General features: G+C 68.7%; 19 protein-coding genes. 8 read left to right on the forward strand and 11 right to left on the reverse strand.

Annotation, left to right across the window (positions count from 1 at the left end; translation table 11 throughout):
• The first annotated feature begins 109 nt into the window (after positions 1-109).
• Positions 110-1,057 (forward strand): glycine--tRNA ligase subunit alpha, encoded by a 948-nt coding sequence (gene glyQ, locus WMF44_RS02545; protein WP_437297520.1) that lies wholly within the window; start codon positions 110-112, stop codon positions 1,055-1,057.
• Positions 1,058-1,118: 61 nt separating this feature from the next.
• On the opposite strand, the gene pyrE is transcribed toward glyQ, so the two are convergent.
• The 4 genes from pyrE to WMF44_RS02565 are packed head-to-tail and all read right to left on the reverse strand — an operon-like array spanning position 1,119 to position 3,208.
• A complete protein-coding gene (gene pyrE / locus WMF44_RS02550) occupies positions 1,119-1,697 on the reverse strand; it encodes an orotate phosphoribosyltransferase (protein ID WP_437297521.1) in 579 nt (192 codons plus the stop codon).
• A complete protein-coding gene (locus tag WMF44_RS02555) occupies positions 1,694-2,407 on the reverse strand; it encodes a bactofilin family protein (protein WP_437297522.1) in 714 nt (237 codons plus the stop codon). Before WMF44_RS02555 ends, pyrE begins: the two co-directional genes overlap by 4 nt.
• A gap of 3 nt (positions 2,408-2,410) precedes the next feature.
• Positions 2,411-2,725 carry a bactofilin family protein gene (locus WMF44_RS02560; RefSeq protein WP_012233083.1) on the reverse strand — a complete coding sequence of 105 codons (315 nt, stop codon included), beginning with the start codon at positions 2,723-2,725 and terminating at the stop codon, positions 2,411-2,413.
• A 54-nt stretch (positions 2,726-2,779) separates the two neighbouring features.
• Positions 2,780-3,208 (reverse strand): bactofilin family protein, encoded by a 429-nt coding sequence (locus WMF44_RS02565; RefSeq protein WP_012233084.1) that lies wholly within the window; start codon positions 3,206-3,208, stop codon positions 2,780-2,782.
• 687 nt (positions 3,209-3,895) lie between these two features.
• Here WMF44_RS02565 and WMF44_RS02570 point away from each other — a divergent pair.
• Entirely contained in the window at positions 3,896-5,290 is a 1,395-nt protein-coding gene (locus WMF44_RS02570) for a styrene monooxygenase/indole monooxygenase family protein (protein ID WP_437297523.1), read from the forward strand.
• 144 nt (positions 5,291-5,434) lie between these two features.
• The gene (locus WMF44_RS02575; RefSeq protein ID WP_437297524.1) at positions 5,435-5,632 is read left to right on the forward strand and encodes a hypothetical protein; all 198 of its coding nucleotides are present in this window, start codon (positions 5,435-5,437) and stop codon (positions 5,630-5,632) included.
• Between the two features lie 21 nt (positions 5,633-5,653).
• On the opposite strand, the gene WMF44_RS02580 is transcribed toward WMF44_RS02575, so the two are convergent.
• The 5 genes from WMF44_RS02580 to WMF44_RS02600 all read right to left on the reverse strand — a co-directional run bounded on the left by WMF44_RS02580 (position 5,654) and on the right by WMF44_RS02600 (position 12,030).
• Entirely contained in the window at positions 5,654-6,019 is a 366-nt protein-coding gene (locus tag WMF44_RS02580) for a hypothetical protein (RefSeq protein ID WP_437297525.1), read from the reverse strand.
• A gap of 178 nt (positions 6,020-6,197) precedes the next feature.
• Positions 6,198-6,473 carry a hypothetical protein gene (locus WMF44_RS02585; RefSeq protein ID WP_437297526.1) on the reverse strand — a complete coding sequence of 92 codons (276 nt, stop codon included), beginning with the start codon at positions 6,471-6,473 and terminating at the stop codon, positions 6,198-6,200.
• A gap of 3 nt (positions 6,474-6,476) precedes the next feature.
• Positions 6,477-10,532 (reverse strand): PAAR-like domain-containing protein, encoded by a 4,056-nt coding sequence (locus WMF44_RS02590; RefSeq protein WP_437297527.1) that lies wholly within the window; start codon positions 10,530-10,532, stop codon positions 6,477-6,479.
• Positions 10,533-10,753: 221 nt separating this feature from the next.
• The gene (locus WMF44_RS02595; protein ID WP_437297528.1) at positions 10,754-11,380 is read right to left on the reverse strand and encodes a JAB domain-containing protein; all 627 of its coding nucleotides are present in this window, start codon (positions 11,378-11,380) and stop codon (positions 10,754-10,756) included.
• Complete coding sequence (locus WMF44_RS02600; RefSeq protein WP_437297529.1) at positions 11,377-12,030, reverse strand: sigma-70 family RNA polymerase sigma factor; 654 nt, start codon at positions 12,028-12,030, stop codon at positions 11,377-11,379. The genes WMF44_RS02595 and WMF44_RS02600 overlap by 4 nt, the downstream gene beginning before the upstream one ends.
• Positions 12,031-12,195: 165 nt before the next feature.
• On the opposite strand from WMF44_RS02600, the gene WMF44_RS02605 reads away from it, so the two are divergent.
• The gene (locus WMF44_RS02605; RefSeq protein ID WP_437293727.1) at positions 12,196-12,474 is read left to right on the forward strand and encodes a helix-turn-helix domain-containing protein; all 279 of its coding nucleotides are present in this window, start codon (positions 12,196-12,198) and stop codon (positions 12,472-12,474) included.
• Positions 12,475-12,841: 367 nt separating this feature from the next.
• Here the strand turns inward: WMF44_RS02605 and WMF44_RS02610 are convergent, their stop codons facing one another.
• Positions 12,842-13,471, reverse strand: coding sequence for a tyrosine-type recombinase/integrase (locus WMF44_RS02610; RefSeq protein ID WP_437297530.1), 630 nt, complete (start codon positions 13,469-13,471; stop codon positions 12,842-12,844).
• A 342-nt stretch (positions 13,472-13,813) separates the two neighbouring features.
• On the opposite strand from WMF44_RS02610, the gene WMF44_RS02615 reads away from it, so the two are divergent.
• The 3 genes from WMF44_RS02615 to WMF44_RS02625 all read left to right on the forward strand — a co-directional run bounded on the left by WMF44_RS02615 (position 13,814) and on the right by WMF44_RS02625 (position 16,415).
• The gene (locus WMF44_RS02615) at positions 13,814-14,404 is read left to right on the forward strand and encodes a DUF4231 domain-containing protein (protein ID WP_437297531.1); all 591 of its coding nucleotides are present in this window, start codon (positions 13,814-13,816) and stop codon (positions 14,402-14,404) included.
• 195 nt (positions 14,405-14,599) lie between these two features.
• The gene (locus WMF44_RS02620) at positions 14,600-15,613 is read left to right on the forward strand and encodes a hypothetical protein (RefSeq protein ID WP_437297532.1); all 1,014 of its coding nucleotides are present in this window, start codon (positions 14,600-14,602) and stop codon (positions 15,611-15,613) included.
• A gap of 562 nt (positions 15,614-16,175) precedes the next feature.
• The gene (locus WMF44_RS02625; protein WP_437297533.1) at positions 16,176-16,415 is read left to right on the forward strand and encodes a hypothetical protein; all 240 of its coding nucleotides are present in this window, start codon (positions 16,176-16,178) and stop codon (positions 16,413-16,415) included.
• A gap of 162 nt (positions 16,416-16,577) precedes the next feature.
• Here WMF44_RS02625 and WMF44_RS02630 read toward each other — a convergent pair whose 3' ends face one another.
• Positions 16,578-17,081 (reverse strand): hypothetical protein, encoded by a 504-nt coding sequence (locus WMF44_RS02630; protein WP_437297534.1) that lies wholly within the window; start codon positions 17,079-17,081, stop codon positions 16,578-16,580.
• A 309-nt stretch (positions 17,082-17,390) separates the two neighbouring features.
• Between WMF44_RS02630 and WMF44_RS02635 the strand changes: the two genes are divergently transcribed.
• Positions 17,391-17,561 carry a hypothetical protein gene (locus WMF44_RS02635; protein WP_437297535.1) on the forward strand — a complete coding sequence of 57 codons (171 nt, stop codon included), beginning with the start codon at positions 17,391-17,393 and terminating at the stop codon, positions 17,559-17,561.
• Positions 17,562-17,570: the final 9 nt, after the last annotated feature.

The following is a 17,570-nucleotide window of genomic DNA, read 5'->3' on the forward strand; positions in this document are numbered from 1 at the left end:
GCGGCGTCCGGCGCGCGGGCCCGGAGGCAGCGCGCCGGGCGGACCGTGCGGGCGACGCTACGCGGGGCGTCGCCTGCGCGGGCGATCCAGGCTAAGAACCGGCCCTCCCATGACCTTCCAAGACCTCATTCTCACCCTGCAGAAGTTCTGGGCCGATCGCGGCTGCCTCATCGTGCAGCCGTACAACTCGGAGGTCGGCGCCGGCACCTTCAACCCGGCGACGTTCCTGCGCGCGCTCGGCCCCGAGCCCTGGAATGTGGCCTTCGTCGAGCCTTCCCGGCGGCCCGCGGACGGTCGTTACGGGGAGAACCCGAACCGTATGCAGCAGTTTCATCAGTTCCAGGTGATCCTCAAGCCGAGCCCGATCGACATCCAGGACCTCTACCTGGAGTCGCTGCGGGCGATCGGCACGAACCCGCTCGATCACGACGTCCGGTTCCTCGAGGACGACTGGGAGTCGCCGACGCTCGGGGCGTGGGGGCTCGGCTGGCAGGTGTGGATCGACGGGCTCGAGATCTCGCAGTTCACGTACTTCCAGCAGATCGGCGGGATCGACTGCCGCCCCGTGTCCGGCGAGCTCACCTACGGGCTCGAGCGGATCGCGATGTACCTGCAGGACAAGGACAGCATCTACGACGTCGTCTACTCGGACCGCGGCGGGAAGATCGTGCGCTACGGGGACATCTACCAGCGCGCCGAGTGGGAGTGGTCGACCTACAACTTCGAGGAGGCCGACATCGCCGAGCACTTCGCGGCGTTCGACGTCTGCGAGGCCGAGGTGAAGCGGCTCCTGCACCGGGGCGCGGATCCGGCGGCGAAGGGGGCGGCGATCGATCCGAGGAAGGCGCTGGTGCTCCCGGCCTACGATTTCGTCGTGAAGGCGGCCCACCGCTTCAACGTCCTCGACGCGCGGGGCGCGATCAGCGTCACCGAGCGGCAGCGCTTCATCGGCCGGGTACGCGCGCTCGCGCGGGCGGTCGCCGAGACGTACGTCGCGCAGCGCGAGGCGCTCGGCTACCCGCTCCTCGGCGAGCAGCAGGCGAAGGCGGCGGAGTAGCGCGCAGCCGAGGCGGCGGGCAGCGCGCCGTCGCCTCGGACGGGCCGCGCGTCGCGCAGCCTCAGCCGGGCGGGCTATCGGGGATGAAGTCGCGGCGGGTGCAGATCGCGACGACCGGCAGCCCCGCGGCGCGGATCGCCTCCGCGCCGCCCTCGAGGCGGTCGACCAGGGCGATCACGCCGACCACGGAGGCGCCCGCGGTGCGGAGCTTCTCGACCGCCTTCAGCGTCGAGCCGCCCGTCGTGATCACGTCCTCGAGGATCGCGACGGGCATCCCGGGCACGAGGCCGCGATCGCCCTCGACGAGGCGCCGCGAGCCGTGGTCCTTGACCTCCTTGCGCACGTAGAGCGCGGGGAGGGGGCGGCCGCGCAGGAAGCTCGTGAGCGACACAGCGCTCGCGAGGGGGCACCCCCCGAGCTCGACGCCGGCGACGGCCTCGCACCGCGGGAGCTCGCCGAGCGCCTCGAACATGAGCGAGCCGACGAGGGCGTGGCCCTCGGCGGTCAGCACCGACTGCTTGCAGTCGATGAAGAAGTCGCTCTCCCGGCCGGACGCGAGGACGACGCGCTTCTGCTCGAACGAGCGCTCGCGCAGCAGCGCGACGAGCCGGTCCCGCTCCGAGGCGCCGGCGGCGCTCACCGGCCGCCCCGCTTGCGCAGCGAGGCCTTCGCGGCCCCCTTCCGGAGCGCGGGGACCACCGGCGGCGGCGGCCCGCCGGCGCTCTCGGCCGCCTCGGGCTCGTCACCCTCGCCGGCCGCCGAGCCCGATAGATCGGCCTCCTCGTCGTCGTGAACGGCCGCGAGGCGCGGCTCCGGCGCAGGGGCGGGCCTCGCCTCGACGACCGGGGCGGGGCGCGCCGCCGGCACGGGGCGCGCGGGGGCAGGCGCGGCGCGCGGCGCAGGCCGGGCGGGCGGCGCAGGCGCGCGCTGCTCCGCCGGCGGACGCGCAGGCCGCGCGGCCGCGGCCGCGGCGCGCGGCGCAGGTGCAGCGGCGGCGGCCCGCGCCGGGGCGGGGGCGGCGGCCACGGCGAGCGGCGCGCCGGTGGTGACGTTGCCGCGCACCAGGGCGCCCGCGTGGATGCCGATCTGCGGCGCGCCGAGGTCGCCGACGACGCGCGCGCCGGGCTCGAGGATCACGGCCTCGTCGCCGGAGATGTTCCCGGCGACGGCGCCGCGGACGACGACGCGCCGCCCGCGGACGTCGCTCTGGATGAGCGCGCCCTCGCCGATGGTCACGTCGCCGGTCATGACGACGCTCCCCTCGACGCGGCCGAGGATCTCGAGATCCCCGTCGCCCTGCACGTTGCCGCGGATGGCCGTCGTCGGCCCGATCGAGGACTGGGCGGTCATCGGCTACACGTCCATGTCGACGTTGCCCTTGAACGAGGCTCCGTCCGCGATGGTCAGCCGCGACGCCTTCACGTCGCCGACGAGGCGACCGCCGGCGAGGAGATCGACGCGATCGGCCGCGGTGACGTTGCCGGTCACGTTGCCGCCCACCTGGAGCGACGCCGCCCCGATGTCCGCTTCGATCAGCGCCCCTGCGTCGATGGTGAGAGGCCCCTCGACGGTGAGCTTTCCGCGCACCGTCCCGGCGACGATCACCTCCTCGTCGGAGGTGATCTCGCCCTCGATCGTGAGCCCGTTTCCGATGATCGTACCCGCCACGTTCGTGCTCCTCGCCGCGCCCTCGCGGCGCGATTCTTCGTCCGTCAACGCGCGCTACCGCCCTGCCGGTTCGCGCCGGGGGGCCTGCCCGCGACCGCCGGTCGTCCGCTCCGAGAGCTCGGCCGGGAGGTCGAACTCCGCCTCGATGCGGCCGGCGAACGCCGCGCCTTCCTCGAGGATCACCTCGCTGCCGCCCACGTTTCCGGCGTACTGCGCGGTCGCCCGGATCGTGACGGGGCCGCGCGACACAACGTCCCCCGTGAGCTGGCCGGACACGACGAGCGAGCTCGCCTCGACGTCCCCGGTGACCGTCGCTCCGTCCTCGATCTCGAGGTCGCCAGCCAGCTGGATGTTCCCCTCGACGCTCCCCTCGACCCGGAGCGAGCCGTCGCCATGGACGCGCCCGCGGATGCGGGCGCCCCGTCCGATGAGCGATTCGGCAGCGTCCGATTCGCTGCGCGTCGTTGTCGAGCCTCGGGCCATTCTCGTCTCCTGTGCGCGGAGGGAGCCGCGCGAGCCGGGGCGCGCACCAGACGCCCGGCTCGTCCGCTGGAGCTGGGCGAACTGGATCGCCCGGCCCCGCGGCGGCGCGGACGCTACTCCAAGCGGCTGCGCCTCGCAACCGGCGGGCGGGCTCGGTGGCGGATGGCGGGGGCGCTCCGTGTGGGCTGACTGCAGCGGAGCCCTCGGGCAGCGGAGCCCTCGGGGGGAGGGAGCGTCGCGCGGGGGGCGAGGGGGGCCCTCCCACGAACTCGCGCCTTTTGGCGGCAATGGCCTGCTGTACGGAGGTGGCGAGTCCAGGAGGCGTCGCTGCGATGCGGGCCGGCGCTCGGGTTCGTGGGGCCCTCCCCCTCGCCCCCCGCGCGACGCTCCCTCCCCCCGAGGGCTCTATCCGGCGGAGACGGCGGAGCGAGGGCTCTATCCGGCGGAGACGGCGGAGCGAGGGCTCTATCCGGCGGAGATGGGGAGCGGGGTGGGAGGGCGAAGCGCGGTGCGGAGGGAGCGCGTGGGGGAGCTTCCTGCGGGGCTGGCTCGGGTGATACGGTCTCTCTTGACTGGGCTTTCCTTGATCGCGACGCCTGCTGTGGCCGTGACGGCGGACCGACTCGGATGGCTCGGCGCGCGTCGCCCGTGAGGCGAGCGCAGACCAAACCAACCCGGGGGTTCCTCATGCGGAAGATAGCTATCGTGGGGTCTGGACAGGCCGGCCTGCTCGCGGCACACGCCCTGGTGAAGGCCGGCTACGAGGTGACGCTCTACTCGGATCGGACGCCCGAGCAGTGGCTCAACGAGTCGAAGCCGACAGGCACCGCCGCGCGGTTCGACGTGGCGCTCGCGTTCGAGCGCGAGCTCGGCCTGGCCTTCTGGGAGGACGCCGCGCCCCAGGGCCAGGGCGCCCAGCTGACCGCGTGCGCCGCCCCGGGCAACCGCCTCCTGACGCTGGCGGGCCGACTCGAGCAGCACTTCTTCGCGATCGATCTCCGGCTCCAGAGCCACCGGTGGATGCTCGAGCTCGAGCGGCGAGGCGGCAAGATCGTGATCGAGCCCGTCACGATCGCGCGGCTCGACGCGATCGCCGCCGAGAACGATCTCACCGTCGTCGCTGCTGGACGGGGCGATCTGTGCAACCTGTTCGAGCGCGACGCCGCGCGCAGCGTCCACTCGGAGGCGCAGCGCAACGTCGTCATGATGTGCGTGATCGGCCCGAGGCTCGGGTTCGACGGCATCCCGATGCTCCCGGTCAAGTTCAACCTGTTCGCGGGCATCGGGGAGGCGTTCTGGGTGCCCTACCACCACAAGGACGTGGGACCGAGCTGGAACTGCCTCGTCGAGGCGGTGCCCGGAGGGCCGCTCGACAGGTTCCAGGGCGCGAAGTCAGGCGAGGAGATCATCGCGATCGCGAAGGGGCTGGTGAAGGAGCTCATCCCCTGGGACTACGAGTGGTTCAGGGGAGCCGAGCTGTCGGACAAACACGGATGGCAGAACGGGCGGGTCGTCCCCGCGGTGCGCAAGCCCGTCGGACGGCTGCCCTCCGGCCGGATCGTGACGCCGCTGGGCGACACGGCGATGTCGATCGATCCGATCGGCGGCCAGGGCGCCAACAACGGCAACAAGATGGCGCGCAACCTGGTCGAGAGCATCGTGCAGCACGGCGAGCGTCCGTTCGACGCCGACTGGATGACGCGCACCTTCGATCGCTTCTACGCGCGGCACGGCGGGCCCACCGACCGGTTCAACAACATCCTGCTCGCCGGGGTGTCGCCCCCGATGGCCCACCTCCTCATGGCGCAATACGGCAGCGACGGGCGGGCGGACAACACGAGCGGGCAGCAGGCGCTCGCCAACGCCTTCGTGAACAACTTCAACGATCCCGCGCGGCTGACGGCGGTCCTCGAGGACGTCGGGCGGGTGCGCGCCTTCATCCGGCAGACGACCGGGAAGCCCTGGCCCCTCGCGCTCGCCGCAGGGGGCGTTGGCGTCGGCATCGCGCAGGTGCGGCAGCGCATCGGGCTTCCACCGGGGCACCCGGCAGCGCCCGTGCACGCCGGCGGAGCGCTCGCGTAGCGCTCGCGGAGCGCCTTCACGCACTGCCCACAGCTCCAGGCGCGTGATCCGCCCGTCCTTCCACCGCACCTTGAGCTCTCGCCCCGCCGTGTCGACGATCCGGACGAGCCGATCGCCCTCGTACTCCAGCCGGACCTCGTTGCCGTGCACATCGCAAATCGCCCGCAGCAGCGCCCTCACCGACCCGCCCTCCGCCACGAACACCCGCACCTGCCGCGACCCGAGCTCCACGACCCGGTACTCCCGCGCTCCCTCTCGATGCAGCTCCAGCCGAAGCGGGATCGCGTCGAACGGATCGGCCCGGACCTGCGCTCCGCGCTCTGCAACAAGGATCTCGTCTGAATCGTGGAGCGCTCGCCTCTCTCAAGCTGAGCCCCGAGCTGACACTCTTTCCTCGGTCAACACGTCATTGTCGACCTTGTAAATGATGATGTTCTCCCCATCTTCCCCTCGCGCGTGGAAATATCCTGAGATTTCGACCGTCAGGAGTGCAATTTCATGGATCGTATCGCAGAGCAGTCTCAGGCCTTCCTCCGTGACATCTGCGCCATAGAAGAGATAACGTGTCCAGTTGATGGGCTCATCGCTCCAGCACCAGCCCTTCATGTAGAGCAGCTCTTTGTCGTGGCTCTGCCACCGCTCGCGAAGAGCGGTGATGGTGGATACAATCTTCGGGAAGTCGCTGGGTGATGCTTCCAGCCAGCCACGGACCGAGTAAAAATACGACATGGTGCGCCTGAGGGCTCGGTTGTTGATTCGCGTCAGTCCTGTTCGAGCTTTGAGTGTCAATTAGTGTCAAGAGGAGCACTTCCCCTGCGTCGGCGGGGCGAGTTCTTTGGCCTATCGACCGCAGTTGGCGAGTCCTTCGCCCGGATGAGTTCTGTGGATGTCGTTGTCTCTGGGTACGCTATGTGACCTTCCTCATTTCACTGAAGGCTCCTCTCTCGAAAAGTTGCTGGATTGCGCTATGTATATTGTCGGAGGTGACCTCGTTTACTAGGACAATATTCTGGCCCTCAAAATAGTAGCGGTAGTTCTCGTTGTTGTGCGGATCGAGGAACGTTAGATTGTAGATGTGCCCATTCCGGAAGCGTACTTGTACGTCTTCGAGATAACCGCGAGCCGGCGTGTCCTGCTCATGGTAGCTGTCAGGTAGAGTGATCTTGTACTGAATGATTGCCATGGGCTATTTGTCTTTTTGGCAGGGCTGAACGCGCTCAAGCTTCACCTTGCGCACCTCCTCCTGGTACTGTTCTGGCGTCATTCCGGGTTTCTTTGCGATAATTTCATAGTGGTCCTTGTTCTGGCCTCGCTGCGCGATCTCAAGCGTATCCGGAACGTGTGTGACTTTGTAGGCGCCTCCGAATCTCTCTACGCGTTCGGAGGTGTTCCACAGAGATATGCCTCGACCGCTGTTGTCGCTTTCGGATCTTCTAGGTTTGTACTCTCCGGATTTCACTTCCAGGCTGTCGCCGCCTCGATAAACATCGGTAGTGAGCCCGAGAGGATCCACCACATTTGTCGGGCTTCCATCAATGCTAAATAGATTTCTTCCTCCTTGGATCCCGAGAGGATCCGGGCTGCACCACCCGCCGATCTCCGGATCGAAGAACCTGAACCGCGTGTAGCAGAGCCCCGTCTCCTCGTCCGCGTACTGCCCCAGCAGCCTGAACGGCGACTCGATGGTGGTCCTGTGATTGAGCACGCTGATGGGATCGCGCTGCACCTCGACGACCTTGCCCCAGGCCGAGTGCGCGGCCGCCCACGCCACGAGCCCGCGCGGATCGAGCAGCTCCTTGGGCGTGCCGAGGTGGTCGTTGACATAGGTGAGCACGCTCCCGTCCTGCTGCTGCAGGAGCGGCACGAACGTCCCCGGCGCATGGACGAACGTCCGTGCCCCCCGCTCCCTGCCGATGTCGGCCGCCAGCACATCGCCATCCCAGACGAACTCCGCCACGCGCGGCAGGTCGACCGCGGCGGTGCCGATCACCTCCTTGCGCACCCGCCTGCCAAAGGCGTCATAAATCATGACGACGCGGGTGCCATCGGGCAGGCGCACCTCGCGCAGCCGGTCGCGGCAGTCCCAGACGTAGCGGGTCATGTCCTGCTCGGTCGCGGCGCCGCCGCCGGGGTGGTTCTCTCGGTAGTGTGCCAGGTCCACCTTGGCGGTCCGCCGCCCGCGCGCGTCGATCTCGTAGGCTGCCGTCTCGGTCTTGCGCAGCACGCCGCCGCGCTCGATCGTCCACGAGGGCTGCATCCAATCCTGCGCCTGCGGCGCCGGCGCGAGCAGCCCCAGGTCGTCCTTGCCCGCGAGCTCGTCGAGCATGCGCGTGATCGAGCCGGCCGGGTCGTAGGCGAACACCTCGCGCACATCTCCACGCTGGGCCGACAGCAACCGATCGACGCGGTCGTAGCGATACGCCGTCGCCCCCCAGCGAGCGTCGTCGATGCGCTCGACGCGGCCGCGCGCATCATAGAGCCACTGCCGCGCCACCAGCACCTTGGGCACCCCCGGCGCCGGCGCGGTGGCGCGCTGCTCGATGAGCCGGTCCATCGCATCGTAAGTGCTGCGCACCGCGATCGCGGTCTCGCTGTCCTCGCCGATCTTGCCGCTCGTCCGCTGCACCTCGCGCCCCAGCGCGTCGCGCTCGATCCGCAGGCGGTGCCCGTCGTGCTCGATCGCGCTCAGCGCATCGAGCGCGTCGTACGCGTACCGCGTCCTCGCCCCGTCCGGCATCACCCGCTCGATGCGCCGCCCGCGCGCGTCGTACCCGAAACGCACCGCCTTGTCGCCCTGCCGCTCGCACACCACGTGCCCGAACCGGTCGCGCTCGAACCACGTCTGGACCGGCAGCCCGCTCGGCTCCTCGAGCACGGCGCCGAGCAGCCGCCCCATCCGGTCGCGCGCATAGCGGATCACGTCATCGGGCGTCTCGTCGGCCGTGAGGTTGCCCGCGCGATCGTAGAACAGGTCGCGCCACGTCCCGTCCGCCGCCTGCTCGATGCGCCCGAGCCGCCCCGAGCTGCGGTAGCCGTAGCGCAGCGTGCGCCCATCGAACGTGTCCTCCTGCGCCACCCGGCCCGCGGCGTCGTAGTGAAAGACGTACCTCTCGCCCTTCGGGTTGGTGACGGCGCGGAGCCGCTCCTTGTGCGTGTATGCGAACCGCCACACACACCCGTCCGGCTCGACGATCTGCGTCAGCACGCCCGTGCCCTCGTACCCCAGCTGCGTCGTCTGCCCCAGCGCATCGACCAGGCGCGCCGGGTTGCCCATGCGGTCGTACGCCGCGACGGTCCTCGTCCCGTCGGGCCGCTCCACGCGGATCGGCCGCCCCATCGGGTCGTACGCCACGCGCGTGATCCGCCCCAGCGCGTCGGTCCGCGACACGGACCGGCCCATGCCGTCGTGCGCGTACGCCGTCCGCGCGCCGCGCGCGTCCGTCTCCGCGATCACGTTGTGCTGCGCGTCGTGCTCATAGCCGAGCAGCAAGCCCTCTTGCCCGCCCCCGTGCCCGTACACGCCCGTGACCCGCCCGCGCTCGTCGCGCGCGTACGAGTACGCCGCGCCGGTCGGAAACAGCACCGCGCTCACCTCGCCGCGCGCGTCGCGTACCACCTGTGTCAGCAGCCCCTCGGGGCTGATCTCGCGCACCACGAGGTCGCCCTCGCGCTCCCACTGCGTCTCGTTGCCGAGCGCGTCCAACTCGCGGATGACGTTGCCCCGCGCGTCGTACCAGCGCTGCACGCCCTCGCCGGCGCCGTTCGCCTCCGCGACGAGGAGCGCGTCCTCGTCGTACGCCCGCTCCCACAGCACCGTCCCGTCGGGCAGCGCCGCGCGCGTCACGAGGCCGTCGGCGTTCCATGTGTACACCCGCGGCTCCTCGCCGCGGACCTCGGTTGTCTTGGCTCGCGCGTCGCGCCGGAGCTCCACCTCGTGCAGCCCGCCTCGCCCGCCGGTCCTCCGGCACCGGTGCCCGTGGTGGTCTTCGTACGCGTACCAGAACCGCTCGCCGTTCTTCAGCGTCGCCGCGGTCATCCGGTGCCGGACGTCGACCTCGTACGCCTCGACGCCGCCCACCGCGTCGACGGCCGCGATCAGGCACCCCGCGCGATCGTAACGGTAGTCCACCCACTGCCCCAGCCGCCGCTCCGCCCACAGCTCCAGGCGCGTGATCCGCCCGTCCTTCCACCGCACCTTGAGCTCTCGCCCCGCGGTGTCGACGACCCGGACGAGCCGCTCGCCCTCGTAGTCCAGCCGGATTTCGTTGCCGTGCACATCGCGGATCGCTCGCAACAGCGCCCTCGCCGAGCCCTCCTCTGCCGCGAACACCCGGACCTGCCGCGACCCGAGCTCCACCACCCGGTACTCCCGCGCGCCGCCGCGGTGGAGCTCGATCCGCTCGCGCCGGTGGAACATCGTCTCCCCGGGCTCCACCCTCTCGAACCAGATCCACCGCCCCTCGCCGTCGCGCAGCGCGAGGACCTGCTCCCCCTCTTCTATCCATTGATCATAGGAAAAAGCCCACCCAGGCCCGAGTGCGGCGTCTCGCTCGCTGCACCGCGACGAGCGATAATGCCGCGCCCACACGAGCGGGATCATCCCCGGGACCGAGAGGTCCGTCGCCGCGTCGACCACCGCGCCGTCCGTGACGTCGACCGGATGTCCCTCGGTCGTGCACTGGTCCACCGGCGGCGACGACGACTTGCCCGCCTTCGCCCCCTTGTGGCTGCGCCCGCCGCCGCCCCCACCGCCGCCTCCCGGCGCGCTCGGCCCGCCGCCTCCCGGCGCCCCCGCGCCGCCTCCCGCTCCGCCCCCGCCCGCGCCCCCGGCGCCGCCCGCCCCGCTCGCCGCCGTCCCCGCGCCGGCGGTGACCGACTTGTTCATCTGCCCCATGCTGCCGGTGATACCGGCCATCCCGAGCTCGATGAGCACGTTCGGCGCACCGAGCCACGGGAAGCAGGGGCCGCCCGTGTTGAGGCTCAGCACCTCTCTCATGGTGCCCGGCTCGTTGCCGTGACACGCCGTCATGCACCCGCCGACCGTCAGGATCTTCTTTCCCTCGATCGTGGTCCGCATCGGCGCGTCGATGATCCCTTCGGCCACCGTGCCCATCGTCGGATAGGGGATCGGAAGAGGGCTCGGCGCGGCCGGCGTCGTGCACACGCTCACCGCCATGCCGGTCATCTGATGGCCGGAGCCCTCGTGCACGGTATCCAGACCCAGCGCAGTGACCTTGCTCATGGCGACAGCAGGTTCACCCACGCTCCGCAGGGAATGCAATCGGGGCCCGCACCACGCGGACACGACGCCGGCCTCACCGGTCCTGGCGGCGAAGGGACCGCCTCGAGGAGCTGGAGCGACAGAAGGCGAGGAGCCGCGGGGCCGAGATGTGGCTCGAGGAGATCGGCGAGACGCGCGGCTCGCCACGGTTCGACGTGATCGCGGCGATGGCTCCGCGATGGCTACTCCAGGACGGCGTGGTACCGCCCGCTCGGCGTGACGATGACGTGGGTCTGGAGCGGGACGTTCAGCGCGTAGGAGAGATCGCGCAGCTCCTCGGTCATCGCGTCGTCCTCCGCGGTCGGCGTCGGATCGCCGCTCGGGTGGTTGTGGGCCAGGACGAAGCCGACGGCCGCCATGTCCAGCGCCGTGCGCAGGACGGTCGAGCGGCCTGCGTGGAGGGCGTCGTCGACGCCGCGGGCGAGCATGCGCGCTTCGCGGACGCGGCCGTGGCTGTCGAGCGCCGCGATCCAGAGCTCCTCGTGGACGAGGTGCGCGAGCCTCGGCCCGAAGTACCGCGCCACGCGCGCGGCGTCGGTGAGGAGCGCGCCTCGGCGAGCCCGCGCGGCGTGGGCGCGGCGGCCGAGCTCGAAGGCCGCGGCGAGCCGCGTCGCGTCGAGCAGCGCGATCTGGGTTCGTTCGGCGATGGCCGCCGGAGAGAGGCGGCCGAGGGACGGCAGGGCGGCCGCGCCAAGGATGCGCGCTCCTACGGCCGGGATCCCGAGCACCATCTCGATCAGTCCGGCCTCGGTCACGGTCGGGATCTCGGCCGCCGTCTCGGCGGGGGCGTCGACGGGTGCGCCGCTCATCGGGGCCACCTCCGAGCGCGGGTGAGCGAGCGGGCGAAGAGGCGGCGCGCGAGGCGGAGGCGCGTGGCCACCGTCGGCCTCGGGATCGCGAGCTCCGCCGCGATCTCGCGCGTCGTCAGGCCGGCGGCGGTGAGCGCCAGGACCTCGCGGAGCTCCGTGCGGAGGCGGTGGAAGGCACGGAGCAGCCCGCGCGCGACGATGCGCTCCTCCGGCGAGGGAGCTGCGAGGGGAGCGAGCCGATCGGGATCGACCGCGGGCACCTCGTGCCGGCGGTACGCCTTGTCGCGGTGGTGCGACGCCTGCCGCAGGGCGACCGCGACCAGCCAGGCGCGCAACGCGTCGCCCGGCGGCTGATCAGGGGACGGCCGGAAGCGCCCGGCGCGCATGCTGCAAAAGGCGCCGAGCACGGTCTCCTGCGTGACGTGGTCGAGATCCGCGGCGCGGACGCCGCGGACGCGCAGCGCGCTGCGGATGAGCGGGCGCTGTTCGAGGAGCGCGGTGGGGTCGAGGTAGACCGCGGGGTGCGGCGGTTCTCGATGGGGCTTGGGCGGGCGGGCGAGCCGGCCGCGCGCCGGGGAGCGCAGGCGGCGGCGGCGTGAGGGCGGATCGATCTCTTGGCCCTGCTCGGGGCGCGGACGTACCGTTTCCATGTCGGACCTCGTTTGCGCGGGGTTCGGCCACGCTGCCCGGACGGTTGGCGCCGTCGCGGGCAGCACTTGCTTGTGGGGAGCTTAGGTGGCGCGGCGGGAGCACGCCAACACAAATGAGACATATGAGATTCTATTCCAGGTCGCAGGAGAGACGACGCCTTCGCCATGCCTGATGCCCGGCTGGAGGAGGTGCTCGGCTTCATCGGGGCCAACGTCCGCCGGATCCGCCTGAAGCGCGGCATGACGCAGCAAGAGCTCGCCAGCGCAGCCGGAATCGCCCTCGGATTTCTGCAGAAGGTCGAGCGCGCCAAGACCAACGTCGGGGTGGCCGTCCTTGTGAGGCTGGCCGACGTGCTCGGCGTCCGGCCCGGGGTGCTGTTCCGCCAGCGGGAGCTACCGCCGGTCAAGCGGGGCCGGCCACGCAAGGCACGACCCCGCGCGTAGTGATCCCGAACGTTGGGCAAGCGCTTCGAGGCCGCTGCGGAACGAGGCGGCGCCCACGTCACGTGCGTGGCGCGCGGCATCGCCCATGGCACGCCGGCGCCCAGATCCTGGGCCGTCCGCCTGCTTGGGGACGGAGCTGCCCCGGTGGGCGTGGGGATGACGGGATCGGCGAGGGGAATGCCCATCGCGAGCGCGCGGCGTGGACGCCTCGGCCGAGCTCGAGTCGTCCGGTGTGGAGCCCGCACGAGCACGCGTTGGTGTCCTTGACACGGCGGCGCAGCTGTCAGGTACGCTACCTTTCACGATGGGTGGGGCCGGGACGACGGGGTGGGGTCGGAGCTCAAGGCGCTCCCCGCTGACGTGGCGGTCAGCGGTCAAGGGGGCTGATGACGCCGAGAGGGCCGCGGTCGACGATGTGGATGCCGATCATCGTGGTCCGCCCATCTCTGTGGCCGAGCAGCGTCTGCATCGTCCGGATGTCGATGCCCGCCTCGAGCAGGTGGGTCGCGAAGCTGTGGCGGAGGGGTCGGCATGTCGCGGGCTTGGCGAGCTCCGCCGCGCGTCCGGCATCGTGCACGGCCCTTTGAACTGCCGATATTTGTCGTCGATCGAGGTCGACGTCGTTGACGCGAATCGAAGGCGCTTCGAGGAGCCGGAGGCCGTTTCCGTAGAGGAGCTCGCCGATGAACCGAAAAGGCGGGACAAAGTGTTCAAGCAAGGTGAGCGTCTCCTGTCGCGAGAGGACCGAGGGGCGGTGCTCCGGCCGGCGTGCGCGTTCGAGCGCGTCGAGCCGGGGTATCTGCAGGTCGAGAACCCGCTTGTAAAGGAAGAGGCGCGCGCACAGCGCTTGGTTCTGCGTGGATGCCGCGGTGCGGCGTGCGACCGCAAGCTCGTCAAGGAAGGCCGTGACCTCTTCCGCGCCCATCTGCCGTGGGGGCTTACCGCTGTGGAAGCGGATGGGTGCCCAGCCGTCGGCGGGAATCTTGCGCGACGACACGCCGTCGCCGTTCGAGACCTAGCAACGGGAATGCGTAGGTACGCAGCGGCGGCCTATCTCCGCAATCCCGCAGATAGGCTGCGGAAGGTCGCGGCCTATCTGCGGGATTGCGGAGATAGGCCGTGATGGGCCGCGACTTATCCTCGGGAATATGGAGATAGGGTGCCACGGTTCGCGGTCTACATGTGAAAATGCGTAGATATGTCATGCATCACAGTTAATTGCGACGTTGGGCGGGCAAGCCCGCGAGGGTGTTCTGGGTGAGCGCAGCGGGCGGAGCCATATGTCCGGGCGTGAATGCGGCGTGCCGTTTTCGGCGACAGGTTACCAACGTGGGTAGACATGACGAACACCAACGAACAGATTGAATCGCTGAGTTCACAGCTCGATCAAACGCTGGTCAAGCGAATCGAGGAGCAGGCCATCTGGTTCGAGCAGCATCGACACGGGCCACGTATCGGCTTCCGAGCGGTGGGTGTCCTCATCATCTTCCTGAGCGCGTCCGTTCCTGTAGTATCAACCGCAGACCTTGGGGCTTCCTACAAATGGGTCATCCCACTTCTCTCCGCGCTGGTGCTCGTCGCCACCTCCCTCCAGACGTTCTTCAATTGGCACGGCGAGTGGGTCGTGTATTATCAGACGGCGCTCGGACTTCGACATGTTCTCCTACGATGGGAGTTGACCAAGGTCACTGCTCGGAATCAGCAGCCGGACCAAGCCGCAAGAACTCTCATCGAAGGAGCGTCGGAAGCCGCCCAGGCGTTCGGTATCCTGATGAGCAAGGAGGCCGAGTCGTTCGCGAGTGCGGTATCTAGAAGCGCTAGCAGTCTAATTGTTCGGCAGCCGGAGCCTGTGCAGATCGATGTGCGTCTGGAGGATGAACACAAGAAGATCGGGGCGGCGAAGCCCGAACCCGAGAAGTCCGACAAGTGAGCGACGATGGCCGATCGTGCCGCCCAACGAGGCAATGCAGCCGACGAGCACGCAGCCTCTCTCCGTTCGGCCGCGCGCTCGCGGCTGATTGCCGAGGCGTTCGGCAAAGAACTCCGTCCGCAATATCTGTCCTTTCTTGATTGGCTCTGCGCTGCCCTCTCGCAACGTCGGACGAATCGGTACCAAGGAATGGCTATGCTTGACGACGCTTCGGACTGGTTGAAGGCCGTGGACGAAATCGAAAAGATCCTCCATCAGCGCGCGGAGCGGAGGGGCACTCCGGATGAGGAACAAGCCTACGCTCGCCTACGTCGTCAGCTTCTCGGACACCAGGAGGTAAGAAAGCGCCTACCGGCACTCATCCAGAAAAGTGCGTCTCTCCAGTCGACGTGGCCATCCCTCAAAACCTTTTCAAGATGGCAAGAGCGCCGAGAGTTCGTCTCGAAGGAACTGGAGCCACTTCGGTCCTGGCTTGAATGCCGCGAGGATCAAGATGACGACGGGCCCGCCTGCCCCGACTCCAGAACCTTCTTGCACACGCTCCGCGGTCTGCTTGAGGCAGAGGGGAAAGCGACCTTGGCGGCCCTCACAATCGACTCGATTTCTTCGTTCAGCGTCAGCAGAGGGGAGGGCACACTTTGTCTAAAGGTGCCGATGGATCGAATTCCGAAGTTTGGCTCTATCGAGAAGCGTGCTCTCATGGAAGCCGCCAAAAGGGTTCTGCCTGCGGGCCTTGGTTGGACGATCTTGCACGTGAGTGTCGACCCCCTGTTGGAGTCACCACCCGACGAAAACGAACCCCTGCCCGGACCCACATGGAAACCAGAGCGTGCCATCGAGCACGACGGACTTTGGTTTCGTTCCAAGACTGAGATCCGTATATACGAAGCCCTTAAAAAATGTTCGGTCTTCTTCTTCGTGAACGCAACCGGGGTTCTTGGTGGTAAGAAGTCCATGAGCGGCCGCGCTGAGCTTCGTGAGCCGGATTTCGTCGTCTGCCTCGACGGCAAGTGGGGCATTCTGGAGGTGATGGGCGAGCATGTTCACACGCAGCGAACCGCGCCAAAGGATCATGATCGCGCACGGCTGTTCAAGGAGTATGGTGTCACAATGATCGAATTCTATGATGCGCATCGTTGTTACACGGATCCCGAGGGCGTGGTCCGGGAGTTTCTTGGCTTCTTGGCGAAGTCTCAGAGAACAAGGTAGTCTGAATGTTGTACGCATCACGAGCTACGCCGACGGTAACGAGTCTGACCCAGGAGCGGCCGAACTTCCGCTTGCAGCTGACGAGCCGGCTCGCGACGCGCAGCCTCCCTCGGCCACCTCGCTTGCCGCGCCAGCCCACAGCTGAAGCGAATGTTGGGCGGACCGACGCGTAGCGCACTGCCGCGCACTCGGCCCGACCGGCGGCGATGCCTCGTCGTGCACGAGCCGCATGCGACGGGGAGGGGACGGACGCGCACGCCCCGTCGGCCCATCGCTGACCTGGCTCCGGTGCTGGCAGCCCACCAGTCCAGCGGCCCGGCGACGCTACTCTCGTCCGCGTACCGCTTGACGGCGTGGGGTCCCTAGCGGACAGTTATTACGTCTGGACGGAAGGACGTCGATGGGACCGCGGACAAAGCGCGTAGCGATAATTGTAGGCGCTTGCGTACTCGGACTGAGCGCGCTTGCAGTTTATGGGACCGCACGGCGCCGAGCAACATGTCAGCAACTCACCGAGCGTTGGGAGCACACATCAAAAACGCTGGATATGTTTGAAACGGGAATGGAACGCTTGAAGGCGAAGGCGGAGCGATGCTCGCAAGACGAGTCGGCGGCAACCGCCAAGCTTCGTGAGCCGGGCCTGTCGATGACCGAGACGACCGCGGTTGTGCGTCAACGTGATGACGCGAAAGCGTGCCTCGCCGAGGCTGTAGGCGGACTGGCCCGTCTTGAGCCACAGATGGAATCGTTTCGCCAAAACGCACGAGAGGAGAATGTCCTGCGTGACTATGCTTGTCAGTAACGGCGACGGGTATGCTGGGCGCGCGACGCCGCGGGAGGGCTCACCGATCTTACGCTGTGATTCTCCTCCCGACGCACCGTGCCCCTCTCCAAAGTCGAGAGGAGCCGCCCAACCCGGCGCAGCACCCGACGGCGCTTCGCGCCGCGGATGAGCGCCTTCCCGTTAGGCGCCCCTCTGTCGCAACCGACGAGCCCCATGCGCCAGAAGCAGAACTGACATCCCAAGAAACCCCCAGCCAAGCACAGGGGCCAGGCGATTGTCTCTCCGCCAAGCCTGGTCCACATCCTGATGGCTGCGCACGAGTTCGTCGCCGACGCGGATCTCGTATACCGGAAAGAACTTCTCCTTCGAGAAGACCGGTCCGACGGTATTTGACGCGTCGTACAGAATCGTGACCACCCTTTGATGGGCTTCGCCGATGGCCTTCTCGACGGCGCCCACCGCTTTCGCTTTGCCGAGGTACGTGAACCGTCTTCCATCCTGCAACGTGAAATGGACGTCGTGGTGGACCGTCTCGTGGGAAGTAACCAGTCCGCTCGCAGAGGTGAGGCGGTCGCGTTCCGGAATGCCCTTGTCCGGATCGATCTTGGTAAGCATGAAGAACGACAGCGCCAGCCCCATGATGGCCGTCAGGAACACACTCGCCAGGCCCGGTTGTCGTCGCACCGCGCCAATGTACACATGAACGTTCGGGCCGGCCACCTAACGAGCCGCTGAACCTGACACCGGGGCCGCGCCGGGGTTGTTTCGACCGACGTGCCTTCGGCACATCAGTCTGCTGGCGTCAGTCCTCCCCAAGCGGGTCGTGGCATCCTTGGGACCCGGTGCAGGTTAGCGCCGGTGTTCGGCGCCGGAGAGCGTAGCCGACGGTTGTTGTCGCGCGACGCCCGATGCGGGGCGGGAACGCCGCGGGGCAAAGCGCGTCGTCGCCGATGTCACCGCGCCACGCCACGAAGGCGCTGGCCGGCGACGGTCGTGGTAGCGCTGCTCCTGATGGCGAAGGGCAACCGCACGGCGACGACGCGCGAGGTTCGATCCTCGCAGCGACAGCGGCGTGTTCGCGTCTACACCGCCTGGCACCCGGTGCTCGTCGCGCTCCTGGAGCACGTGCTCCCCGAGGGCTGGTACCAGGTAAGCGCTGCATGAAGCGCCGTC

This window comes from Sorangium sp. So ce426, assembly GCF_051475585.1.
Taxonomy (GTDB): Bacteria; Myxococcota_A; Polyangia; order Polyangiales; family Polyangiaceae; genus Sorangium; species Sorangium cellulosum_B.